This window comes from Enterococcus sulfureus ATCC 49903 (assembly GCF_000407605.1).
Taxonomy (GTDB): domain Bacteria; phylum Bacillota; class Bacilli; order Lactobacillales; family Enterococcaceae; genus Enterococcus_G; species Enterococcus_G sulfureus.
Window position 1 is genome coordinate 38,065 of record NZ_ASWO01000003.1, and the last position, 21,780, is coordinate 59,844.

At 37.0% G+C, this 21,780-nt stretch carries 24 protein-coding genes and 1 other annotated feature; of the genes, 17 read left to right on the forward strand and 7 right to left on the reverse strand.

Features of this window, described 5'->3' with window-relative positions:
• Positions 1-117: 117 nt before the first annotated feature.
• From rpsF to I573_RS03975, 8 genes are all read left to right on the forward strand, one after another.
• Positions 118-417, forward strand: coding sequence for a 30S ribosomal protein S6 (gene rpsF, locus I573_RS03940; RefSeq protein WP_016186237.1), 300 nt, complete (start codon positions 118-120; stop codon positions 415-417).
• A gap of 44 nt (positions 418-461) precedes the next feature.
• Positions 462-968, forward strand: coding sequence for a single-stranded DNA-binding protein (gene ssb / locus I573_RS03945; RefSeq protein ID WP_016186236.1), 507 nt, complete (start codon positions 462-464; stop codon positions 966-968).
• Between the two features lie 25 nt (positions 969-993).
• Positions 994-1,230 (forward strand): 30S ribosomal protein S18, encoded by a 237-nt coding sequence (rpsR, locus tag I573_RS03950; RefSeq protein ID WP_016186235.1) that lies wholly within the window; start codon positions 994-996, stop codon positions 1,228-1,230.
• A 189-nt stretch (positions 1,231-1,419) separates the two neighbouring features.
• Positions 1,420-2,877: a GGDEF domain-containing protein gene (locus I573_RS03955; RefSeq protein ID WP_016186234.1), complete on the forward strand. Its 1,458-nt coding sequence runs from the start codon at positions 1,420-1,422 to the stop codon at positions 2,875-2,877.
• A gap of 5 nt (positions 2,878-2,882) precedes the next feature.
• Positions 2,883-3,338: a 50S ribosomal protein L9 gene (rplI, locus tag I573_RS03960; protein ID WP_016186233.1), complete on the forward strand. Its 456-nt coding sequence runs from the start codon at positions 2,883-2,885 to the stop codon at positions 3,336-3,338.
• 35 nt (positions 3,339-3,373) lie between these two features.
• The gene (gene dnaB, locus I573_RS03965; protein WP_016186232.1) at positions 3,374-4,741 is read left to right on the forward strand and encodes a replicative DNA helicase; all 1,368 of its coding nucleotides are present in this window, start codon (positions 3,374-3,376) and stop codon (positions 4,739-4,741) included.
• A gap of 192 nt (positions 4,742-4,933) precedes the next feature.
• Entirely contained in the window at positions 4,934-6,226 is a 1,293-nt protein-coding gene (locus I573_RS03970; protein ID WP_016186231.1) for an adenylosuccinate synthase, read from the forward strand.
• Positions 6,227-6,424: 198 nt separating this feature from the next.
• The gene (locus tag I573_RS03975; protein ID WP_016186230.1) at positions 6,425-6,667 is read left to right on the forward strand and encodes a GlsB/YeaQ/YmgE family stress response membrane protein; all 243 of its coding nucleotides are present in this window, start codon (positions 6,425-6,427) and stop codon (positions 6,665-6,667) included.
• A gap of 42 nt (positions 6,668-6,709) precedes the next feature.
• On the opposite strand, the gene I573_RS03980 is transcribed toward I573_RS03975, so the two are convergent.
• From I573_RS03980 to proB, 4 genes are all read right to left on the reverse strand, one after another.
• Positions 6,710-8,332 carry an ABC-F family ATP-binding cassette domain-containing protein gene (locus I573_RS03980; RefSeq protein WP_016186229.1) on the reverse strand — a complete coding sequence of 541 codons (1,623 nt, stop codon included), beginning with the start codon at positions 8,330-8,332 and terminating at the stop codon, positions 6,710-6,712.
• A gap of 105 nt (positions 8,333-8,437) precedes the next feature.
• Positions 8,438-8,668 carry a hypothetical protein gene (locus I573_RS03985; RefSeq protein WP_016186228.1) on the reverse strand — a complete coding sequence of 77 codons (231 nt, stop codon included), beginning with the start codon at positions 8,666-8,668 and terminating at the stop codon, positions 8,438-8,440.
• Between the two features lie 96 nt (positions 8,669-8,764).
• Positions 8,765-10,012, reverse strand: a complete 1,248-nt coding sequence (locus tag I573_RS03990) for a glutamate-5-semialdehyde dehydrogenase (protein WP_016186227.1) — start codon at positions 10,010-10,012, stop codon at positions 8,765-8,767.
• Positions 10,013-10,816 carry a glutamate 5-kinase gene (gene proB / locus I573_RS03995; RefSeq protein ID WP_016186226.1) on the reverse strand — a complete coding sequence of 268 codons (804 nt, stop codon included), beginning with the start codon at positions 10,814-10,816 and terminating at the stop codon, positions 10,013-10,015. It lies immediately after the preceding gene.
• A 229-nt stretch (positions 10,817-11,045) separates the two neighbouring features.
• Between proB and I573_RS04000 the strand changes: the two genes are divergently transcribed.
• The 9 genes from I573_RS04000 to I573_RS04040 all read left to right on the forward strand — a co-directional run bounded on the left by I573_RS04000 (position 11,046) and on the right by I573_RS04040 (position 19,622).
• Entirely contained in the window at positions 11,046-11,540 is a 495-nt protein-coding gene (locus I573_RS04000) for a dCTP deaminase/dUTPase family protein (RefSeq protein WP_016186225.1), read from the forward strand.
• Between the two features lie 15 nt (positions 11,541-11,555).
• Positions 11,556-12,926 carry a DNA repair protein RadA gene (gene radA, locus I573_RS04005; RefSeq protein WP_016186224.1) on the forward strand — a complete coding sequence of 457 codons (1,371 nt, stop codon included), beginning with the start codon at positions 11,556-11,558 and terminating at the stop codon, positions 12,924-12,926.
• Between the two features lie 18 nt (positions 12,927-12,944).
• Positions 12,945-14,069 (forward strand): PIN/TRAM domain-containing protein, encoded by a 1,125-nt coding sequence (locus I573_RS04010; protein ID WP_016186223.1) that lies wholly within the window; start codon positions 12,945-12,947, stop codon positions 14,067-14,069.
• Between the two features lie 147 nt (positions 14,070-14,216).
• On the forward strand, positions 14,217-15,671 hold the full coding sequence (gene gltX, locus I573_RS04015; RefSeq protein ID WP_016186222.1) for a glutamate--tRNA ligase: 1,455 nt from the start codon (positions 14,217-14,219) through the stop codon (positions 15,669-15,671).
• Positions 15,672-15,863, forward strand: a binding site (T-box leader).
• Positions 15,864-15,933: 70 nt separating this feature from the next.
• Positions 15,934-16,461, forward strand: coding sequence for a serine O-acetyltransferase EpsC (gene epsC / locus I573_RS04020; protein WP_016186221.1), 528 nt, complete (start codon positions 15,934-15,936; stop codon positions 16,459-16,461).
• A complete protein-coding gene (cysS, locus tag I573_RS04025) occupies positions 16,458-17,864 on the forward strand; it encodes a cysteine--tRNA ligase (RefSeq protein WP_016186220.1) in 1,407 nt (468 codons plus the stop codon). Before epsC ends, cysS begins: the two co-directional genes overlap by 4 nt.
• Positions 17,865-18,266: a Mini-ribonuclease 3 gene (locus I573_RS04030; RefSeq protein WP_016186219.1), complete on the forward strand. Its 402-nt coding sequence runs from the start codon at positions 17,865-17,867 to the stop codon at positions 18,264-18,266.
• Entirely contained in the window at positions 18,253-19,098 is an 846-nt protein-coding gene (gene rlmB, locus I573_RS04035; RefSeq protein ID WP_016186218.1) for a 23S rRNA (guanosine(2251)-2'-O)-methyltransferase RlmB, read from the forward strand. The genes I573_RS04030 and rlmB overlap by 14 nt, the downstream gene beginning before the upstream one ends.
• Positions 19,095-19,622: an NYN domain-containing protein gene (locus I573_RS04040; RefSeq protein WP_016186217.1), complete on the forward strand. Its 528-nt coding sequence runs from the start codon at positions 19,095-19,097 to the stop codon at positions 19,620-19,622. Before rlmB ends, I573_RS04040 begins: the two co-directional genes overlap by 4 nt.
• A gap of 34 nt (positions 19,623-19,656) precedes the next feature.
• On the opposite strand, the gene hxlB is transcribed toward I573_RS04040, so the two are convergent.
• From hxlB to I573_RS04055, 3 genes are read right to left on the reverse strand one after another with little or no spacing between them, the layout of a single operon-like run.
• Positions 19,657-20,193 (reverse strand): 6-phospho-3-hexuloisomerase, encoded by a 537-nt coding sequence (gene hxlB / locus I573_RS04045; protein WP_016186216.1) that lies wholly within the window; start codon positions 20,191-20,193, stop codon positions 19,657-19,659.
• Complete coding sequence (locus tag I573_RS04050; RefSeq protein WP_016186215.1) at positions 20,190-20,816, reverse strand: orotidine 5'-phosphate decarboxylase / HUMPS family protein; 627 nt, start codon at positions 20,814-20,816, stop codon at positions 20,190-20,192. Before I573_RS04050 ends, hxlB begins: the two co-directional genes overlap by 4 nt.
• The gene (locus I573_RS04055) at positions 20,813-21,775 is read right to left on the reverse strand and encodes a sugar kinase (protein WP_016186214.1); all 963 of its coding nucleotides are present in this window, start codon (positions 21,773-21,775) and stop codon (positions 20,813-20,815) included. Before I573_RS04055 ends, I573_RS04050 begins: the two co-directional genes overlap by 4 nt.
• Between the last annotated feature and the right edge of the window lie 5 nt (positions 21,776-21,780).

The following is a 21,780-nucleotide window of genomic DNA, read 5'->3' on the forward strand; positions in this document are numbered from 1 at the left end:
AATCTTGCTTTTTCATGAAAATAGATGTATAATTTTTATTTGTGAGTAGTCAAATCAGACAACTCTCTCTGCCCTTAGAGCAATAAGGGCCAAAGTCCATAGGGAGGTGAAAAATCAATGGAAAACGCTAAATATGAAATCTTATATATTATCCGTCCAAACATTGATGAAGAAGCAAAATCAGCTTTAATCGAACGTTTCGATACAATCTTAAAAGATAACGGAGCAGAAGTTATCGAATCAAAAGATTGGGAAAAACGCCGTCTAGCGTACGAAATGAACGGATTCCGTGAAGGTATCTATCACATCGTAAAAATTTCTTCTCCATCAACAGCAGCAGCAGTGAACGAATTTGATCGTCTTGCTAAAATCAATGACGATATTATCCGTCACATGATTGTGAAAGAAGAAATCTAATTGTTTCACGTGAAACAAAAAAAGCGATGAGGAGATGACGAACCTTGATTAATAATGTTGTATTAGTCGGACGATTGACTAAAGATCCAGATTTACGTTATACAGCAAATGGTGCAGCAGTTGCAACCTTTTCTTTAGCCGTGAATCGTAATTTTACGAATCAAAGTGGTGAACGTGAGGCTGATTTTATTAATTGTGTCTTATGGCGCAAACCTGCTGAAACATTAGCAAATTATGCACGTAAAGGAACTTTACTTGGGGTTACCGGTAGGATTCAAACACGAAACTACGAAAATCAACAAGGTCAAAGAGTATATGTTACTGAAGTAGTGGCAGAAAACTTCCAATTGTTAGAATCTCGTTCTGCGTCTGAAAAAAGACAAGGTGGAGACACGAACTTTGGTGGAAATCAATCATCGAACTTTGGCAATACTTTCAATCAAAACCAGACATCTCAACCATCAAACGGAATGCCGAATTTTGATCGTGATACTTCTGATCCATTCGGAAGCTCATCAATTGACATTTCAGATGATGACTTACCATTCTAGAAAAAAGTGATAGGAGGGAAAAAGGATGGCACAACAAAGAAGAGGCGGACGTAAACGTCGTAAAGTAGACTATCTTGCAGCTAACCATATTGAACACGTTGACTACAAAGATGTTGAACTATTAAAAAGATTTATTTCAGAACGCGGTAAAATTTTACCACGTCGTGTAACTGGTACTGGTGCTAAAAACCAACGTAAATTAACAGTTGCAATCAAACGCGCACGTATTATGGGCTTATTACCATTCGTTGGTGAAGAGTAAACCATATGATAAAAGGAATCTCATAATCATGAGGTTCCTTTTTTGTATCATAATGTTTCACGTGAAACATTATGGTAGGTCATCAGGTGAACAGTAGGGATCATTTATGGTAAAATAAGAAATAAAATCTAAAAGATATGCATGAATGTTTCTCTTTTAGAAAAAGTTGGTATATTAAGGAGTAAGAACATGACAGTGATTGGAATTATTTCTTTGGATAACTATGATGATCTGATTGATCAAATGGATGATAAATATATTTCTACACTAAATTCTTTAGTGACTACAATTATTTCTGATTGGGCAAATAGCTACCATATATTTTATAAACGTTTAAATTCTGAGCGCTATCTTTTTGTAGCAAATGAATATAATTTAGAAGAGATGCAAGAAAAAAAATTTCCAATCTTAAATCAAGTAAAAGAAGCAGAGATGCATAGTGAGTTTATTTTGACTATTAGTATAGGGATCTCTTATGGTCAAGATGATATTGAGTCGATCGGTGAACGTGCACAGATGAATCTAGATTTAGCACAAGCTAGAGGTGGCGATCAAGTCGTGGTACGCGGAGAAGATCCGGATAGTAAACCTTTGTTTTATGGAGGGAATACGGATGGAACGATTCGTAGAACACGAACTCGTTCAAGAGCAATGAGTGTAGCACTAAAACGATTATTTAGTGAGAATAAAAAAGTATTCATCATGGGACACCGTTTTCCAGATATGGATGCAGTCGGGGCCTCTTTTGGAATGGCTGCAATTGCTCAAATGGTCGGGATTAAACCTTATATTTTAATTAACTATAAGCAAATGAATCCAGATATGAGTCGATGCCTAGAGGAATTAAAACAGTATCCAGAATTAAATGAATTATTGATTGAAGAAGAAGAAGCAATAGCGTCGATCGATAAGCAAAGCTTACTTGTGATGATCGATCACAATAAACCTTCTTTAGGAATCTCTGAACTGGTTTATCAGGCAAGTGAGAAAGTGATTATCATTGATCATCATAGAAGAAGTGAAGAATTTCCTGTACGTCCTTTGCTCACCTATATTGAGACATCGGCATCCTCTACTTCTGAGTTAGTATCGGAATTTATCCAATTTCTCACCACGAGAAAGCAGCGGTTACCAAGATTGGTTCCGACGCTTCTATTAGCTGGCATTTATGTGGATACTAAAAATTTTATTGTAAAAACGACTGGTAAGACGTTTGATGTGGCGAGTTTTTTAAAATCAAAAGGTGCAGATAACCCATTGATTCAATATTTATTGAGCTCAGATCTAGATTCTTATTTATTAATCAGTCGCTTGGTAGCTCGAAGCAAATACTATCGTAAGGATATTTTAATTTCTGTTGCGGAAGACGAAGAAATCTATGATAGTATTACGGTAGCAAAGACAGCAGATACACTGCTTTCTCTAAATGGTATCAATGCATCTTTTGTGATCACTAAGCAAGCAGATGATAAAATTGGAATTAGTGCTCGGAGTACTGGTAAAATTAATGTACAGGCTATTATGGAAGCATTGAACGGTGGTGGACATTTTACGAATGCTGCTACACAACTCTCAGGAAAAACATTAGAAGAAGTACAAGAGCTGTTATATGTCGAATTGGACCAACGAAATTTTAATGAGGAGTGAACAAAATGAAAGTAATTTTTTTAGCAGACGTTAAAGGTAAAGGTAAAAAAGGTGATGTAAAAGAAGTACCAGCAGGCTATGCACAAAATTATTTATTTAAGAATAAATTGGCAAAAGAAGCAACAAATGAAACGATTTCTGAATTAAAAGGAAAACAAAAAGCACAAGAAAAACATGAAGCAGAATTAGTTGAAGAAGCAAAACAACTAAAAGCAACGTTAGAAGCTGAAGAAACAGTCGTGAAACTACAGGCTAAAGCCGGCCAAGATGGACGATTGTTTGGTTCAATTCCATCGAAACAAATTACAGATGCTCTAGAAAAACAATACAAAATCAAAGTCGACAAACGTAAAGTTGATTTAAAACAACCTATCCGCACATTAGGAACTACTGAGATTCCAGTAAAATTACATCAAGGAGTCACAGCAACGATTCGTGTTCATGTCCAAGAAGTCAAATAAAAGTAGAAATATGCAGCAAATGAGGGGAACAACCAATGAATGAAGTTTTGCAAGATCGCATTCCGCCTCAAGATATTGAAGCAGAACAAGCTGTTTTAGGTGCCATTTTTTTAGACTCAGATACGATTGTAGACGCTATGGAAGTATTGGAACCGCGAGCTTTTTATCGGCGTGCACATCAGTTGATATTTCAAGCTATGATTCAGTTAAATGATCGGAATGAAGCAATCGATGTCATTACATTAAAGTCAGAACTTGAGCAAGCAAATGGGCTGGAAGATGTTGGAGGTATTTCTTATTTAATTGAGTTAAGCCAAGCTTCACCATCAGCTTCGAGTATTGCATATTATGCTAAAATCGTTAGTGATAAAGCAATGCTTCGCAATTTAATCCATACGGCAAATCAAATTGTCACGATGGGATTTGAACAAAGTGAAGACATTCAAACGATTATTGATGATGCAGAACGCAGTATTTTAGAAGTTACAGAAAAACGTAATAGCAGTGGATTTCGTTCAATAGCAAATGTACTAAATACAACGATTGAAACGATTGATCAACTTGCTCAACAAGGTGAAGCAATCACTGGACTACCTACAGGCTATCAGGCATTAGATAAAATGACAGCTGGTTTACAAAAAGAAGAGTTAATTATCATTGCTGCCCGACCTGCTGTGGGAAAGACTGCTTTTGCATTGAATATTGCTCAAAATATTGGAACTAAAACTGATGAATCGGTAGCCATATTTAGTTTAGAAATGGGTGCTGAGTCATTGGTTAATCGTATGCTTTGTGCAGAGGGCTCAATCCAAGCTGCAAATCTTCGAACGGGGCAGTTGACTGAGGAAGAGTGGCGTGCTCTGATCGTAGCTATGGGAAGCTTGTCGCAAGCGAATATTTATATTGATGATACGCCAGGGATTAAAATATCAGAAATTCGTGCACGTTGTCGAAAACTTGCTCAAGAAAAGGGCGGTCTGGGTTTGATTTTGATTGACTATTTACAGTTGATCGAAGGAACTGGACGAGAAAGTCGTCAACAAGAGGTATCAGAGATCTCACGTCAGTTGAAAAAACTAGCTAAGGAATTAAAAGTTCCTGTTATTGCATTATCTCAGCTCTCACGTGGTGTAGAACAACGTCAGGACAAACGTCCCGTTTTGAGTGATATTCGTGAATCTGGTTCGATTGAGCAAGATGCCGATATCGTAGCATTTTTATATCGCGAAGATTATTACGAGCGTGAAGGCGAAGAAAATGAAGAAAAAGAAGAGCAAATCGACAATAAGGTTGAAGTAATTATTGAAAAAAACCGTAGTGGAGCTCGTGGAACAGTCGAATTGTTATTTATCAAAGAATACAATAAATTTTCTTCATTGTCTTTACGTGAAGAATTTAGTTAAGCGAAACGATCTAGATTTATTTTCTAGATCGTTTCTTTTTTTCTGTAAATTTAGTTATAAATTACAATAATGTTCGTTTTTTGCTTTAATTTTAGTTTAAATAAAAAAAAACATTCGATAATTATTTGAATTATACTGAAAAACTTGCTACAATGTTTTGGGAATACAACAAAATAAGAAAGAGGTATTCATATGTCATCAGTAGTAGTAGTAGGAACACAATGGGGCGACGAAGGTAAAGGAAAGATTACAGATTTTTTAAGTGAAAATGCAGAAGTTATTGCACGCTATCAAGGTGGCGATAACGCAGGACATACCATTAAATTTGATGGAACAACATATAAATTACATTTAATTCCTTCAGGGATCTTTTACCCTGAAAAAATTAGCGTGATTGGAAATGGCGTCGTTGTCAATCCAAAATCTTTAGTCAAAGAATTAGCGTATTTAAAAGACCATGAAGTCTCAACAGATAACTTACGTATTTCTGATCGAGCACATGTGATTTTACCTTATCATATTAAATTAGATCAATTACAAGAAGATTCAAAAGGTGAAAATAAAATTGGAACGACAATCAAAGGAATCGGACCTGCTTATATGGATAAAGCAGCACGTGTTGGAATTCGAATCGCTGATTTGTTAGATAAAGAAATTTTTGCTGAACGATTGGCGATTAATTTAGAAGAAAAAAATCGTCAATTTGTTAAAATGTTTGATTCTGAACCAATTGATTTTGATGATATTTTTGAAGAATACTATGCATATGGACAAGAAATTAAACAATATGTTACAGATACTTCAGTGATTTTAAATGATGCTTTGGATGAAGGACGACGAGTTTTATTCGAAGGAGCTCAAGGTGTAATGCTGGATATCGATCAAGGAACATATCCATTTGTAACTTCATCTAATCCAGTCGCTGGTGGTGTGACCATTGGAAGTGGTGTCGGTCCTTCTAAAATCGATAAAGTAGTAGGTGTATGTAAGGCGTATACATCTCGTGTTGGAGATGGTCCTTTTCCTACTGAATTATTTGATGAAGTAGGTGATCAAATTCGTGAAGTCGGCCGTGAATATGGAACAACAACAGGACGTCCTCGTCGTATCGGCTGGTTTGATTCAGTCGTGATGCGTCATTCTCGTCGCGTATCTGGAATCACAAATCTTTCATTGAATTCAATCGATGTATTAAGTGGATTAGAAACAGTTAAAATCTGTACAGCATATGATCTGGATGGAGAATTGATTTATCATTATCCAGCGAGCTTGAAAGAGCTACAACGCTGTAAACCAGTTTATGAAGAATTACCAGGATGGTCTGAAGATATTACTGGATGCAAAACATTAGCTGAACTTCCTGAAAATGCACGTAATTATGTACGTCGTATTTCTGAGTTAGTTGGAGTTCGTATTTCGACTTTTTCGGTAGGACCTGATCGTAATCAAACGAATATTTTAGAGAGTGTTTGGTCACAAATCTAATATTAAAAAGAGAGCTTAGGACTCTCTTTTTTTTTGTGAATTTAACTAATTAAATAACGTAAGTTTCTTAATTTAAAAAAATATTTAAGCATATTAAGTGACGAATATGTAAGGTTATAGTATGATTGTTTTATCGCATAAGGTAACAAAAATATATGTGAAGCAATTATTCGGATTATATTGAAGGGAGTGTTTTATATGGGATTAATCTGGTCATTAATCGTCGGTGCTATCATCGGTGCGATTGCAGGTGCTATCACAAATAAAGGATCTTCTATGGGTTGGATTGCAAATATCGTTGCAGGTCTAGTCGGATCTTTTGTAGGACAAGCATTGTTTGGAACTTGGGGACCATCTTTAGCAGGTATGGCATTAGTACCATCAATTATTGGTGCAATTATCGTCGTTGCTGTTGTGGCATTCTTCGTAGGTCGCAAATAATCAAAATAGTAAAAACGCTTGGGAACTTCCCAAGCGTTTTTTTTATGCAGATAATTCAGCAATTCGGGCTTGAACATCTGGATTTTCTAAAAATTCATCATAAGTTGTTTCGGCACGATCGACAACACCATTAGGCGTTAATGCAATAATACGGTTCGCTAATGTTTGGATAAATTGATGGTCATGTGAGGCAAATAGTAAAGAGCCTGTGAAAGACATCAGTCCATCATTTAATGCCGTAATCGATTCTAAGTCTAAATGGTTTGTTGGATCATCTAAAACTAACACATTGGCTTTTGAAAGCATCATTTTAGACAACATACAACGTACTTTTTCACCACCAGATAGAACATTAACAGATTTTAAGACTTCATCGCCAGAAAAGAGCATACGGCCTAAGAAGCTACGTAAGAAGGTATTATCATCTTCTTCTTTACTTGCATATTGACGTAACCAGTCTAAAATCGTAATATCGCTTGAAAATTCTTTCGTGGTATCTTTAGCTAGATAAGCTTGAGTAGTTGTTACACCCCAACGGACACTTCCAGTATCAGGTGTTAAATCACCCATGATCACACGGAAGAGTGTTGTTGTTGCAATATCATTGTCTGCTACAAAAGCGACTTTATCATCTTTATTTAATGTAAAACTGATATTATCTAAGATTTTTTTACCGTCGATTGTTACACTTACATTCTCAACTTGTAGTAAATCATTTCCGATTTCACGTTCGGGTTTGAATCCAACGAACGGATACCGTCTTGAAGAAGGTTGAATATCATCTAAGGTAATTTTATCTAACATTTTTTTACGAGAAGTTGCTTGTTTTGATTTTGATGCATTTGCACTAAAGCGAGCAATAAAATCTTGCAATTCTTTGATTTGTTCTTCTTTTTTAGCATTCGATTGTGACTGTAATTTTGCAGCCAATTGACTAGATTCTAACCAGAAATCATAGTTTCCAACATATAATTTGATTTTACCAAAATCAAGATCGGCCATGTGTGTACATACTTTATTCAAGAAATGACGGTCATGGGATACTACGATAACGGTATTTTCAAAGTTGATTAAAAATTCTTCTAACCAATTGATTGATTGGATATCTAATCCATTCGTTGGCTCATCTAGAAGTAATACATCAGGTTTACCAAAAAGAGCTTGTGCTAATAACACTTTGACTTTTTGTCCACCAGTTAATTCGCTCATTAGTGAATCGTGTAATTCTTCAGGAATGTTCAGTCCTTGTAGTAAAACAGAAGCCTCTGATTCAGCTTCCCATCCATTTAATTCAGCAAATTCGCCTTCGAGTTCAGCCGCACGAATACCGTCTTCATCGCTAAAATCTTCTTTCATATAAATGGCATCTTTTTCTTTCATAACCTTGTACAATTGTTCATGACCCATAATAACAGTTTCTAAAACAGTGTATTCTTCAAAATCATAATGATTTTGACGTAATACAGCTAGACGTTCATTAGGACCAAGAATCACATTCCCTGTAGAAGGTTGGATATCACCAGCCAAAATTTTTAAAAAAGTCGATTTTCCTGCACCATTTGCACCAATCAAGCCATAACAGTTTCCGGGCGTAAATTTAATATTAACATCATCAAAAAGTTTGCGATCCGAAAAGTGCAAACTAACATCACTTACTGTAATCAACGCGTTTCCTCACTTTATTTGAATTTGACCGAAGTCTTCTTAAAATTATAGCGGTCTACGCGCAAAGTTTCAAGAAAATCAACAGATTCAAAGAAAACTTTAAGGTCATCCTTGTGATAAACTGTTTTTCCAATATGTGTGATTGATATGTTCGACATAAATTATAATTTGAAGTGTTTTCCCTTCACTTTCGTTAATCGTCCGTGACACACCTCGTACAGCATAAAACTTGTCGACCTCTTTTAATTCCACAGTATCCCCAGTACGTGGAACTTCATCGATTTTGCTTTCTATCGTTTTTTTGCTATACAAATCGACAAAAGATACATGATACATAAAAACACCCCTTATTTTATTCATTTCATCTATTGTAACCTCTTACATTTTTAGAGTAAAGAAAAACCGAACTTTTAGAAAAAAGTTCGGTTTTTTTTATTCCCTGATTTGTCCATCACCGTAAACGATATATTTAATAGAGGTTAATTCTGGTAATCCCATAGGTCCACGTGCATGGATTTTTTGAGTCGAGATTCCAATCTCAGCGCCGTAGCCAAACATAAATCCATCCGTAAATCGAGTGGAGGCGTTGACATATACAGCTGCGGCATCTACTTCATTTAAGAATTTTTGAGAAGCTTGGTAACTATCGGTCACAATCGCCTCGGAATGTTTTGTATTGTAATAGTTAATATGTGCAATAGCACTTTCGATTGAGTCAACTAGTTTAATGGCCAAAATATAATCTGAATACTCAGTCTCCCAATCCTCATCGGTAGCCAAGGAAGCAGATGTTAAATAAGCAGATGCTTCTTCATCAGCACGTAATTCAACATTAGCGTCTAGTAACGCACGTTCGATGTGAGGAAGATATTCTTTTGCCACATCACGATGTATCAGGAGCGTTTCTGCAGCATTACAAACAGATGGACGTTGAGCTTTAGCATTCACAATGATTTTGATGGCCATATCTAATTGTGCATCTTTATCGATATACACATGATTATTGCCAGTTCCTGTTTCAATTACCGGAACAGTAGCTGTTTCTTTTACTCGTTTGATCAATCCAGCACCGCCACGAGGAATTAGAACATCAAGGTATTCCGTTAATTTCATGAGTGCTGCAGCTGTTTCATGAGAAGTATCTGTTACAAATTGGATCGCGTATTGAATACTTGGGTAATGAGCGAGAACAGATTGCATGATCGTTACAAGCATTTTATTTGAATGAAAAGCTTCTTTTCCACCACGTAGGATAACTGCATTGCCTGATTTAAAACATAGACTGGCTGCATCGGTAGTCACATTAGGTCGAGATTCATAAATGATTCCAATAACACCTAAAGGAACTCGTTTTTTACCAATAAGTAAACCTGCTTCGTTTTTCCACATGTTATCCACATTACCCACAGGATCAGGTAACTGAATAACTTGGCGAATGCCTTCAGCCATTTCTTGAATTCTTTCTGTGGATAACCTCAAGCGATCTTGCATAACAGGAGCGATCCCATTTTTATCTGCATTTTCTAAATCTTTTTGGTTTGCAGATAAAATTGCTGGTGTTTGTTCGAGTAATGCTTGCGCAATTTGTTCTAAAATCTTATTTTTTTCAGTAGTATTGAATAAACTTAACGCATGAGCGCTTGCTTGTGCTTGCGAACCAAGCTGTTTTAATAGTTCCATCTAGAATTCCTCCTTGAATAAAGTTCCGATTTCTTTACCTGCTAAAATATCAAAAATAATTTTAGGCTGTTGTCCGTTAGCTAAAACCATCGCGCTATGACTCTTTAATACACGTGTAGCAGCTTTTAGTTTACTTGTCATTCCACCAGTACCATATGCACTACCTTTACCTGTTGCTTGTGAAAGGAGAGTTTCGGTGATTTTAGAGATGTGTGGATATAATGTTGCGTTTGGATCACTAAGAGGATTGTTACTATAAAAGCCATCGATGTCCGATAACATAATTAAAAGATCAGCATGGATCAATTCGGCCACAATGGCTGAAAGTTGATCGTTATCCCCGAATTTGGTTTGGTGATCCAACTCGTCGACGGCGACAGTGTCATTTTCGTTGATAATAGGGATGATTCCCATTGTCAATAACTGTTCTAGAGTGTTGATCACATTCTCACGACTTGTTGGGTATTCTACAATATCACGAGTTAATAATAATTGCGCAGTTTGCTTTCCATAAGTCGCAAAGCGTTGATTGTAAATATTCATTAAAGCAGCTTGTCCAACAGCTGCTACTGCTTGTTGTTTTGGAATCGTTGTAGGACGTGTCGTTAGGTTTAGATGATTCATTCCTACCCCAACGGCTCCTGAAGAAACTAAAATGACTTCTTTATCTTGATTTCTTAAATCGCTTAGGACGAAAGCTAATTCATCGATTCCAGCTAGATTGATTTCGCCATTAGCGTACATTAAGGAACTTGTTCCGATTTTGATGACGATACGTTTTGAATGTTTTAATTTAGACCGCATATAGGTACTCCAACTTTTCTAATTTTTATAATTGTTCTTATTTTACCTATAAATGGTATAGAAGTCATGTTTCTTTTATTAAAAAATTCTGTAAATTATCAGGAAGTTTTTCGCTTTTGTTTTTTTTCTCATAAATTATCGTTAAAATATAAATAGTGTGATCGATTCTTTAATGACTTAATTCATTCTATGATAGAATAGATTTTGTAATTTAATAGGGGGCAGAAAAGTGAAAAAAAGAGGATTTGAAATTGTAACATCGTATCAAGATAAAGAAATTCAATTGCCAGTACGAGCAACGAAGCAAGCTGCAGGATATGATTTTGAAGCAGCAGAAGATATTATTGTACCTAGTGTCATCAAACAATGGATGCAAAATAAACACGATTTAACTCATGTTTTAAAACCGACATTAGTACCTACAGGAATTAAAGCGTATATGCAAGAAGACGAGTTCTTACAGTTAGCCAATCGTTCGAGCAATCCGTTAAAACGCTTTTTAATGATGGGAAATGGTGTTGGAATCATCGATGCTGATTATTATGAAAATCCGAATAATGAAGGACATATCATGTTTCAGTATGTAAACTTTGGACTAACGGATCAAGTGATCAAAAAAGGTGAGCGAATTGGCCAAGGAATCTTTTTGCCATTTTTAAAAGCAGATGATGATCAAGCAGAAGCAACACGAACAGGTGGATTTGGTTCTTCAGGTCGAAAATAAAAGAGGAGGCGCTATATGGCTAAAAAAGCAAAAATTCAATTTGAATGCCAACATTGTGGCTATATTTCGCCACGATTTTTAGGGAAGTGCCCACAATGTCAAAGTTGGAATTCGATGGTCGAAGTCAAGATCCAAGATCAGACAGATAGACGAACTCGAGCTACGATTACGGGTGAAAAAATGCGACCAACACGTTTAAATGACGTGATTCCTAAAAAACAAGCAAGAGTCAAAACGGATCTTGAAGAGTTAAATCGAGTACTAGGCGGTGGAGTTGTACCAGGTTCAATGGTTCTACTAGGAGGCGATCCAGGAATTGGAAAATCAACGTTATTGCTACAAGTATCACAACAATTAGCGGCAACCGGTGGTAAAGTATTGTATGTTTCTGGAGAAGAAAGTGCAGAACAAATTAAAATGCGTGCCCAACGTTTAGGTGTGATTGATCAGGAATTTTACTTGTATGCGGAAACTGATATGTCAGATATTCGTCAAGCAATCGAAGATCTAGAACCCGACTATGTCATTATCGACTCTATTCAAACGATGACACAGCCAGATGTCAGTAGTGTTGCTGGAAGTGTGAGTCAAGTACGTGAAACAACCGCTGAGCTATTAAAGATTGCAAAAAGCAATGGGATCGCTATCTTTATCGTAGGTCATGTCACCAAAGAAGGCTCAATTGCTGGACCTAGGATGTTGGAGCATATGGTAGATACCGTGTTATACTTTGAGGGAGAACAACATCAAAGCTTTCGTATCTTGCGTGCGGTAAAAAATCGATTTGGATCAACAAATGAGATTGGGATTTTTGAAATGGTCGAGGGCGGATTACAAGAAGTACAAAATCCTTCTCAAGTCTTTTTGGAGGAACGTTTAGCCGGAGCAACTGGATCAGCAATCGTGGTCGCATTGGAAGGTAGCCGACCTATTTTGGTAGAAATCCAAGCTTTAGTGACGCCAACAATGTTTGGAAATGCCAAACGAACCACAACTGGTTTAGATTTTAATCGTGTATCTTTGATTATGGCGGTTTTAGAAAAACGAACAGGTCTACTGCTCCAAAATCAAGATGCCTATTTAAAAGCTGCCGGTGGAGTAAAATTAAATGAACCAGCCATCGATTTAGCCATTGCGATTAGTCTAGCTTCTAGTTATAAAGAAAAAGGAACAAGCCCGGAAGAGTGCTTTATTGGTGAGATCGGATTGACTGGAGAAATCAGACGAGTAACCGCTATTGAACAACGTGTAAAAGAAGTTCAAAAGTTAGGCTTTACTCGAGTCTATGTGCCAAAGAATAACCTGACAAATTGGGTGCCACCAAAAGAAATCGAAGTGATTGGAGTCGCAACGTTATCAGAAGCTTTGCGTAAAGTGTTTCGTTAAAGATAAGGAGGGATGTCAATGAAGCAACGAGTCGTCACCATTTTAATGATACTGGCCGGAATCAGTTTAGGAATTTCTATTCTGCCTGCTGGTTGGGAAATGATTGGACAAGAAACAAATGATTGGCTAAATAACACGATTACAAATAGTATTTTAGGTGCACTTATTTTTTATCTTTTATCTTTAATTTTTGTAAAGTATATTTTAGCTGGGATCAAACGTTTAGAAGAAAAATTAAGTGAATTCAGCATACCCTATATTCTGTTTGGCTCAATAGGAGCGATTATAGGCTTGCTATTGGGTGTAATTATTTCGATTCCATTTTTCAACTGGAAATTACCCTTTGTAAATAGTATCGTACCGGTCATTATGATGTTTATTCTAGGTTACTTAGGTTTTCGTTTAGGGACAACTCGCATGGATGAATGGCGTAAGATGTTTACGCCGAAAACGAAAAAAAATGAAGAAACAGCTGATAGTCAGCTTTTAGATCGAAAAAGTAGTGAGGCGTTTCGCAAGTATAAAATATTAGATACTAGCGTCATCATTGACGGACGTATTTATGACATCGCGCAAACTGGATTTTTAGAAGGTGTATTACTCATTCCTAACTTTGTCTTGTTCGAATTGCAATATATCGCAGACTCTAGTGATAGTTTGAAACGAGTACGTGGCCGTCGTGGGCTAGACATTTTAAATGCCTTACAAGAGGATGAAAAAATTGCAGTTGAGATGTACGAAGGTGATTTTGAAGATATTTCGGAAGTAGACACTAAGTTATTAAAATTAGCAAAATTAGTCGATGGAGTCGTTGTGACTAATGATTTTAACTTAAATAAAGTCGCTTCATTTCAAAATGTTCCTGTCTTAAATATCAATGCGCTTGCCAATGCAGTCAAACCAGTTGTGATTCCAGGTGAGACGATGAATGTGCTTGTAGTAAAAGCGGGTACAGAGAGACAGCAAGGCGTTGCGTATCTTGATGATGGCACAATGGTGGTCGTTGAAGATGGTCAGCATTTTATGAATGAACGAATCGAAGTTGTGGTGACGAGTGCGCTGCAAACTGCCGCTGGGCGAATGATTTTTGCGAAACCAGCACATGGTACCAGAGGAATTCGTCATGAGGATCAAAATAAATAAAAAAATTGAAAAAATGACTCAAGGTTGTTCAGTTGACTTTACTATTCGCGCTATTGAATGTACAATTCAACTGAACAGCTTTTTTTGTAAGCGAGAAGAATCATTTTATTTTAGAATAAAATCGATAGTTAAGAAAAGAGGATTATTATGACAAAAGTACGTGTACGTTATGCACCAAGTCCAACTGGACATTTGCATATTGGAAATGCGAGAACCGCACTATTTAATTACCTATATGCGCGCCATCATGATGGAGAATTTATTATCCGCATCGAAGATACCGATCAAAAACGTAATATCGAAGATGGTGAAAAAAGCCAATTAGAAAACCTAGCATGGTTAGGGATGGAATGGGATGAATCACCACAAAAACCAGGTGAATATGGACCATATCGTCAATCGGAGCGTAAAGAAATCTATCAACCAATGATTGATCAACTATTAGCGAGTAACTTAGCATACAAATGTTACTGTACGGAAGAAGAATTAGAAGCTGAACGTGAAGCACAACGCTCGCATGGTGAGATGCCTCATTATGGTGGAAAATGTGCTAATCTATCTCCAGAAGAACAAGCAGAAAAAGAATCAATGGGAGTTACTCCTGTTATTCGATTCCGCGTTCCAAAAGGTAATGAGTATCGCTTTGACGATATGGTAAAAGGTGAGATCGCTTTTGAAGCTGAAAACGTTGGTGGAGATTTTGTTATTCAAAAACGTGATGGCATGCCGACATATAACTTTGCGGTAGCTGTTGACGATCATTTGATGAAAATCACACACGTACTACGTGGAGATGACCATATTGCTAATACACCAAAACAATTGATGATTTACGAAGCATTCGGTTGGACACCTCCTGAATTTGGACATATGACATTGATCATCAATTCAGAAACAGGGAAAAAATTAAGCAAGCGTGACGAAACGATTTTACAATTTATTGAACAATACCGTGAATTAGGTTACTTACCAGAAGCAATGTTCAACTTTATTGCACTTCTAGGTTGGTCACCAGTGGGCGAAGATGAATTGTTTAGTCAAGAAGAATTGATTAAATTATTCGATCATGAGCGTTTAAGTAAATCACCAGCAGCCTTTGATGCTAAAAAACTAGAATGGGTAAACAATGCGTATATGAAAGCTATGGATCTAGATGTACTGGCTGCAATGTGTACACCATATCTAGTAAAAGCACATGATTTAGGTGAATTGGACGAAACAAAACAAGCTTGGATCAAAAAAATTGTCGCGTTATACCAACCACAAATGAGCTATGCACAAGAAATCGTAGAACTTTCTAGTTTATTCTTTGAAGAACATCCAACATTAGATGAAGCGGCTGAGGAAGTCTTAGTAGGTGAAACAGTACCAACTGTTTTGGCAGCTTTTAAAGAAAAATTAGCAGCGATGGAAATTGTAGAAGCTGCAGAGGTCAAAGCAGCAATTAAAGAAGTACAAAAAGAGACTGGTATTAAAGGGAAAAACCTCTTTATGCCGATCCGCGTAGCTGTTTCAGGACAAACTCATGGTCCTGAATTACCAGATACAGTAGAATTACTAGGTAAAGAAAAAGCTTTAGCACATTTAAATCAAGTTTTATAAACAAACACAATGAACAGACGAAGTACGACTTCCTTTTTTAAGAGAGATTGTGGCTGGTGAAAACAATCAAAAGGATAAGGAAATGCACCTGGGAGTGGTTTTGGCTAACGTCAAGAACGGATGAAGACCGTTATTCTTTCAAGGCAGAGAAATCTGTAAAGAAAAGTGGAACCACGCCGTCGCGTCTTTTTACATGCATTGTGTATGTAAAAAGACGCGATTTTTTTAGAAAATGAATCAGAGGAAGGATTAAATAAAACGAATGAGTTGGATGAAACGTGCAGTTGCAGCCGCTAAAAAAAATGATCCTGCGGCAAGGACTACCTTAGAAGTGATACTGACTTATCCAGGTGTACATGCTTTATTTTGGCATCGAGTATCGCATTTTTTATATAAACATCATTTTTTCTTACTAGCTAGAATACATTCTCAAATTTGGCGTAATTTTACTGGTATTGAGATTCATCCCGGGGCTACGATTGCTCCAGGAGTCTTTATTGATCATGGTATGGGAATCGTTATTGGAGAAACTGCAGAAATTGAAGAAGATGTCGTTTTATTTCATGGTGTAACGCTAGGTGGAACGGGAAAAGATCGCGGAAAGCGTCATCCTACTGTTAAAAGAGGAGCAGTTATTTCATGTAATACACAAGTATTAGGACCTGTGACGATCGGAGAATATGCTAAGATCGGTGCTGGAGCAGTCGTGATACAAGATATACCAGCTGAAGCGACTGCAGTAGGTGTTCCAGCAAAAATCGTTCGTTTGAAAGGAGCAAAAGTTAGATGATTAAAATTTATAATACAATGACTAGGCAAAAAGAATTATTTAAGCCCTTAGAAGAAAATAAAGTAAAGATGTATGTTTGCGGGCCAACAGTTTACAATTACATTCATGTCGGAAACGGCCGTAGTACGGTAGCTTTTGATACGATTCGACGCTATTTTACTTACCGAGGATATGACGTTCACTATGTTTCGAATTTTACTGACGTAGATGATAAAATTATTCGCGTTGCAAATGAATTAGGTGAGACCGCACCTGAAGTAGCGCAACGCTTTATCGATGCATTTAATGAAGACACACACGCATTGAATGTACAACCTGCGGATAAAAATCCTCGAGTGATGGATTATATTGAAGATATTGTTGCCTTTATCGAGGTGTTGCTTGATAAAGGATATGCTTATGAAATCAACGGTGACGTATATTATCGAACGCGCAGATTTGATCGCTATGGTAAATTAAGCGGACAATCTATTGATGAGCTTGAGATCGGTGCAAGTCAAAGAACGGGTGAGGAACAGCAAATCAAGGAAGATCCTTTAGATTTTGCTTTATGGAAACATGCGAAATCAAATGAAATCTCTTGGGAAACTCCTTGGGGATCTGGACGTCCAGGATGGCATATCGAATGTTCCGTGATGGCAACAAAAGAATTAGGCGAAACAATCGATATCCATGGCGGAGGGCAAGATCTAGCTTTTCCACATCATGAAAATGAGATTGCGCAAAGTGAAGCAAAAACCGGGCATGTATTTGCAAATTATTGGATGCATAACGGATTTGTGACAATGGGAAATGAAGACGAAAAAATGAGTAAATCTTTAGGAAATTTTGTGACTGTTCATGAATTGATACAAGAGATTGATCCTCAAGTTTTACGCTTCTTTTTAGCAAGTACACAGTATCGACGTCCTTTACGTTATTCTATAAAAGGGATTGAAGAAGCGGGAACGAATCTTCAACGGTTGAAGACGACTATCGAGAGTGCTAATTTTCGTTTAGAACACGCGCATGACCACTTAGAAGCGGATATGATTTTAAAACAAGAACTTGATATGTTGCGTGAGCAATTTATTACAGAAATGGATGATGATTTCAATACAGCAAATGGATTAACAGTTATTTATGAATTAAGTAAATGGCTGAATCGTTATATTGAACAGACTGAAGTTTCAAGAAATATTTTAGAACAAGCAGTCTCCTTACTAACACAATGGTTAAGTATTTTTGGTGTTGAATTTACAACGGAACTGGTTGATGAAACAGTAGAACAATTGATTCAAGAGCGAAACGAAGCACGTACAAATCGCAATTTTGCACGTAGTGATGAAATACGCGATTTGTTGAAAGCACAAGGAATTATTTTAGAAGATACGGCACAAGGAACACGTTGGAGAAGAGAATAAATGAGAGATTATAAACAGTTAAATGGTTTGGCTTTGGCATATGTTGGCGATGCAATCTATGAAATTTATGTTCGGGATCACTTAGTATCGATTGGTTTGACACGACCAAACCAATTGCACAAAGCAGCGACACATTACGTTTCAGCTAAAGCACAAGCAGCGTTGATACATCAAATGTTAGAAGAAGAAGTATTGACTCAAGAAGAACAAGATTTTTACCGTCGAGGACGTAATAGTAAAAGTTATACAAGCGCTAAAAATGCCGATATCACAACGTATCGTATTTCAACTGGCTTTGAGGCCTTGATGGGGTATTTACATTTGACAAAGCAACACGCGCGATTAGAAGAATTGATTCAATGGTGTATTGAGAAAGTAGGCGATTTAGATGGTAAGAAATAATCCACGACAACAAAAGCGAGAGAACTTTGATAAAAAGAGAAGTTCTAAAGCAAAACGAGTCGAAAAAACATCACGTGAAGTCGAACGCACAGAAGAAGAGCTAGCAGAAAACTTTGTTTTTGGGCATCATGCTGTAGTCGAAGCATTAAAGCAAGGCCGAGGAAATAAACTATTTTTACTAGAAGATGCACATGGCGATAAAATCGATGAATTAAAAGAATTAAGCCGTGAACAAGCCGTTCCAGTCAAATGGGTTCCAAAACAAAAGCTTGATACAATGAGCCAAAATGGCGTTCATCAAGGGATGATTTTAGCCATTACACCTTACGAGTATTTAAGTTTAGATGAACTGATCGAACGTTCACCGGAGCAACCATTTTATCTAATTTTAGATAGTTTGGAAGATCCACATAATTTTGGTTCGATTTTGAGAACTGCAGATGCAAGTGGCGTCGATGGCATTATTATTCCAAAACATCGTGCTGTAGGAATTACTCCTGTTGTAGTCAAAACATCGACTGGAGCCGTAGAGCATGTTCCAACTGCACGTGTCACCAACTTATCACAAGCTGTTCAACAATTAAAAGAACAAGGATTCTGGATTTTTGGTACGGATATGAAAGGTACAGATTATCGTTCTTGGAATGCAAAAGGGTCTATCGCGCTGATTGTTGGCAACGAGGGTCGTGGAATGAGTGAAGGTTTGAAAAAACAAACGGATGAATTATTAACCATTCCAATGACAGGTCATGTTCAAAGTTTAAATGCGGGGGTTGCAGCAGGTTTATTGATGTATGAAGCATACTATCAACGACGAGTGGATCATACATGAAAAATGAATTGTTGATTGTAGATGGTTATAATATGATCGGGGCATGGCCTGAACTTGCCACATTAAAAAATCAAGATCGACTAGAAGAGGCTCGAGAAGATTTACTACAGCGTTTATCAAATATGGCAAAATATGAAGGACTAGAAGTAATTGTCGTATTTGATGCTCAACTCGTTCCGGGCGTAACACAAAGCTATCAAAAATATCAGTTGGAAGTGATTTTTACAGAAGAAGGCGAGACAGCTGATTCTTATATCGAACGTATCGCGGGTGAAAAAAATAATGTTATCACCCAAGTTCGAGTGGCTACAAGCGATTTAGCAGAACAATGGGTCGTTTTTTCACAGGGAGCTTTGAGGGTTTCAGCACGCGAACTGTATCAGCAAATCCAAAAAACTGAAAAAACAATTACACAACATCAAAAAGAAATCGACTATAGTGCATATCGTCGAAATTCACCTTGGGATAAGACCCAATTAGAAGTGCTCAACCAAAAATTAAAAGAATTAAGTAAAAAAAAATAAACGAGTTGGACTTGTTAGGTCAAGTCCAACTCGTTTATTCGATGTTCACATGTTCATGGAGTGCTTGTTCGTTAGAAGTCTGATCCTTTTGGGCGATCATTAAGGCTAAAACATCTAGTGTGATATGAACGGTTTGATCAAATAATGTCGATAATAATTGAATTGAAGCGATACCTGAGCCAGTTTTTGTCGCGCCTGGAACGATTAGAACAGTATCTGCTAATATAGCTAAAGGAGAAGTAGGATCACTTGTGATAGCTAAAATTGTCAATCCCATTTTTTTAGCTGTTTCAGTTTCTTTTAAAATACCTGAGGTCGTTCCAGATCCTGAAATAGCGATCCAAAGATCTCCTTGTTGAATAGAAGGTGTAATTGTTTCGCCAATCACGAAGTCAGTGTATCCGATATGCATCAGACGCATGGCAAAACTTTTGGCTTGAAATCCACTTCTACCTGCACCGGTAATAAAAATTCTCGTTTGTTTATCAAATAAAGCGAGTGCTTGTTCTAATTGCGTTTCATCTACTTGTTGCATGACAGTATTGATTTCGTCCATTACTTTTTGAATCATGATAAAAGTGCCTCCTTAAATTGTTTGATTGCTTTTATAGGATCTTCTGCTTTTGTAATCGCTGAACCGACAATAATTTGCTCAATGATCCCTTGTTTAGCTAAATCTTGAGCTGTGAGTAAATCGATTCCACCAGCAATCGCTAAGCGTGAAATAGTAGGAAATTTTTGATGAAACTTAGTTACTGTAGCAACAGCATCAAATTCATCTTCTCGATCGATAGAATGATGTAGTGCATAGAGTGCATTATCAAATCCGCTGATTTGGGCGATTTTTTCATCTTGAACTTCTAGTAGATCGATCACCATAGTTTTCTGTAGTGCTTCACTGACTTGATAGCAAGTTTTTAATGTATCAAGAGAAGCTGCGCCCATTACGGTAATATAATCTGCACCGTGTTTAAACCCTTGCGTAAATTCATAATGACCTTCATCGATTGTTTTGCTATCGACAAGGAGTTGGGCATGTTTGGTTGCTTGTTTGATTGTGGTAATCGCCAAATTACCATAATCTTTTACTAATGACGTGCCAATTTCAATCACATCAGCGTACGAATCAAGTATCTGGGCCAATTCTTTAGCAACATCTAAAGGAACTCGATCGATTGCGACTTGTAATTTCATAATACGACCTCTTGTGCTTTTAAAAAAGTATCCAATTCTTCTTTTGTAGGATAGCCATCACTATCACCTGCAGACTGTACAGCAAGTGCACCTACTGCATTGGCACGTATCACTGCTTCTTTTAAAGATAGATTTTCCATTAATCCAGTTAGAAGACCAACGGCAAAGCCATCTCCAGCGCCTACTGTATCTACAACTTTTGTTACATGAAAACCAGGGACTGTATAAGCTTCACCTTGTTTCGTTTTGATAAATGCGCCTTCTTCACCGAGTTTTACAATCACGATTTGTGTCGCTGTTCCATTTTGTAAATAAAAATCAGCAATTTCATTTGGATCACGGCTACCGACTAAAATCTCACCTTCATTGATTCCTGGTAAAACAATTGTTGCAAAAGAAGCGAAATGATTTAATGTATCACGCATTTTTTCTGTGCTTTCCCAAAGTTGTGGACGCAAGTTTGGATCAAACGTAGTTGGAATATGATGATGTGCCAATAGCTCGATCAACTGAGTGAATGCTTGGCACGCTTGTTGTGAAATTGCTGGAAAAATCCCAGATAAATGTGCAAATTTTAAAGTTGAAAAATCAATATTTCGTAGGATATTTGGATCAAAGTGTGCTGCAGCCGAACCTTTTCTGAAATAGAAAATACTCGGATCGCCGGTACTCACTCGATCTTTTAGTTGAAAAGCGGTCCAATAATCTGGAGTCTGCCCAACGAGAGCGGTTTCAATTTTATTTTTCTTTAACGCGTCGATAATAAAATCACCAAAAGGGTCTTTCCCAACTTGCGAAATATACGTACTTGAGTGCCCTAATCGTGAGACTCCGACTGCAACATTGACTTCAGCACCTGCTAAAAATTTTTGAAATTGAGTGGCATCTTTCAAGGATAAATCTACTTCTTTTGAGCCAAATAAGGCAATCGGTTCACCAATCGTTAAAAATTCTGTCATTTGAA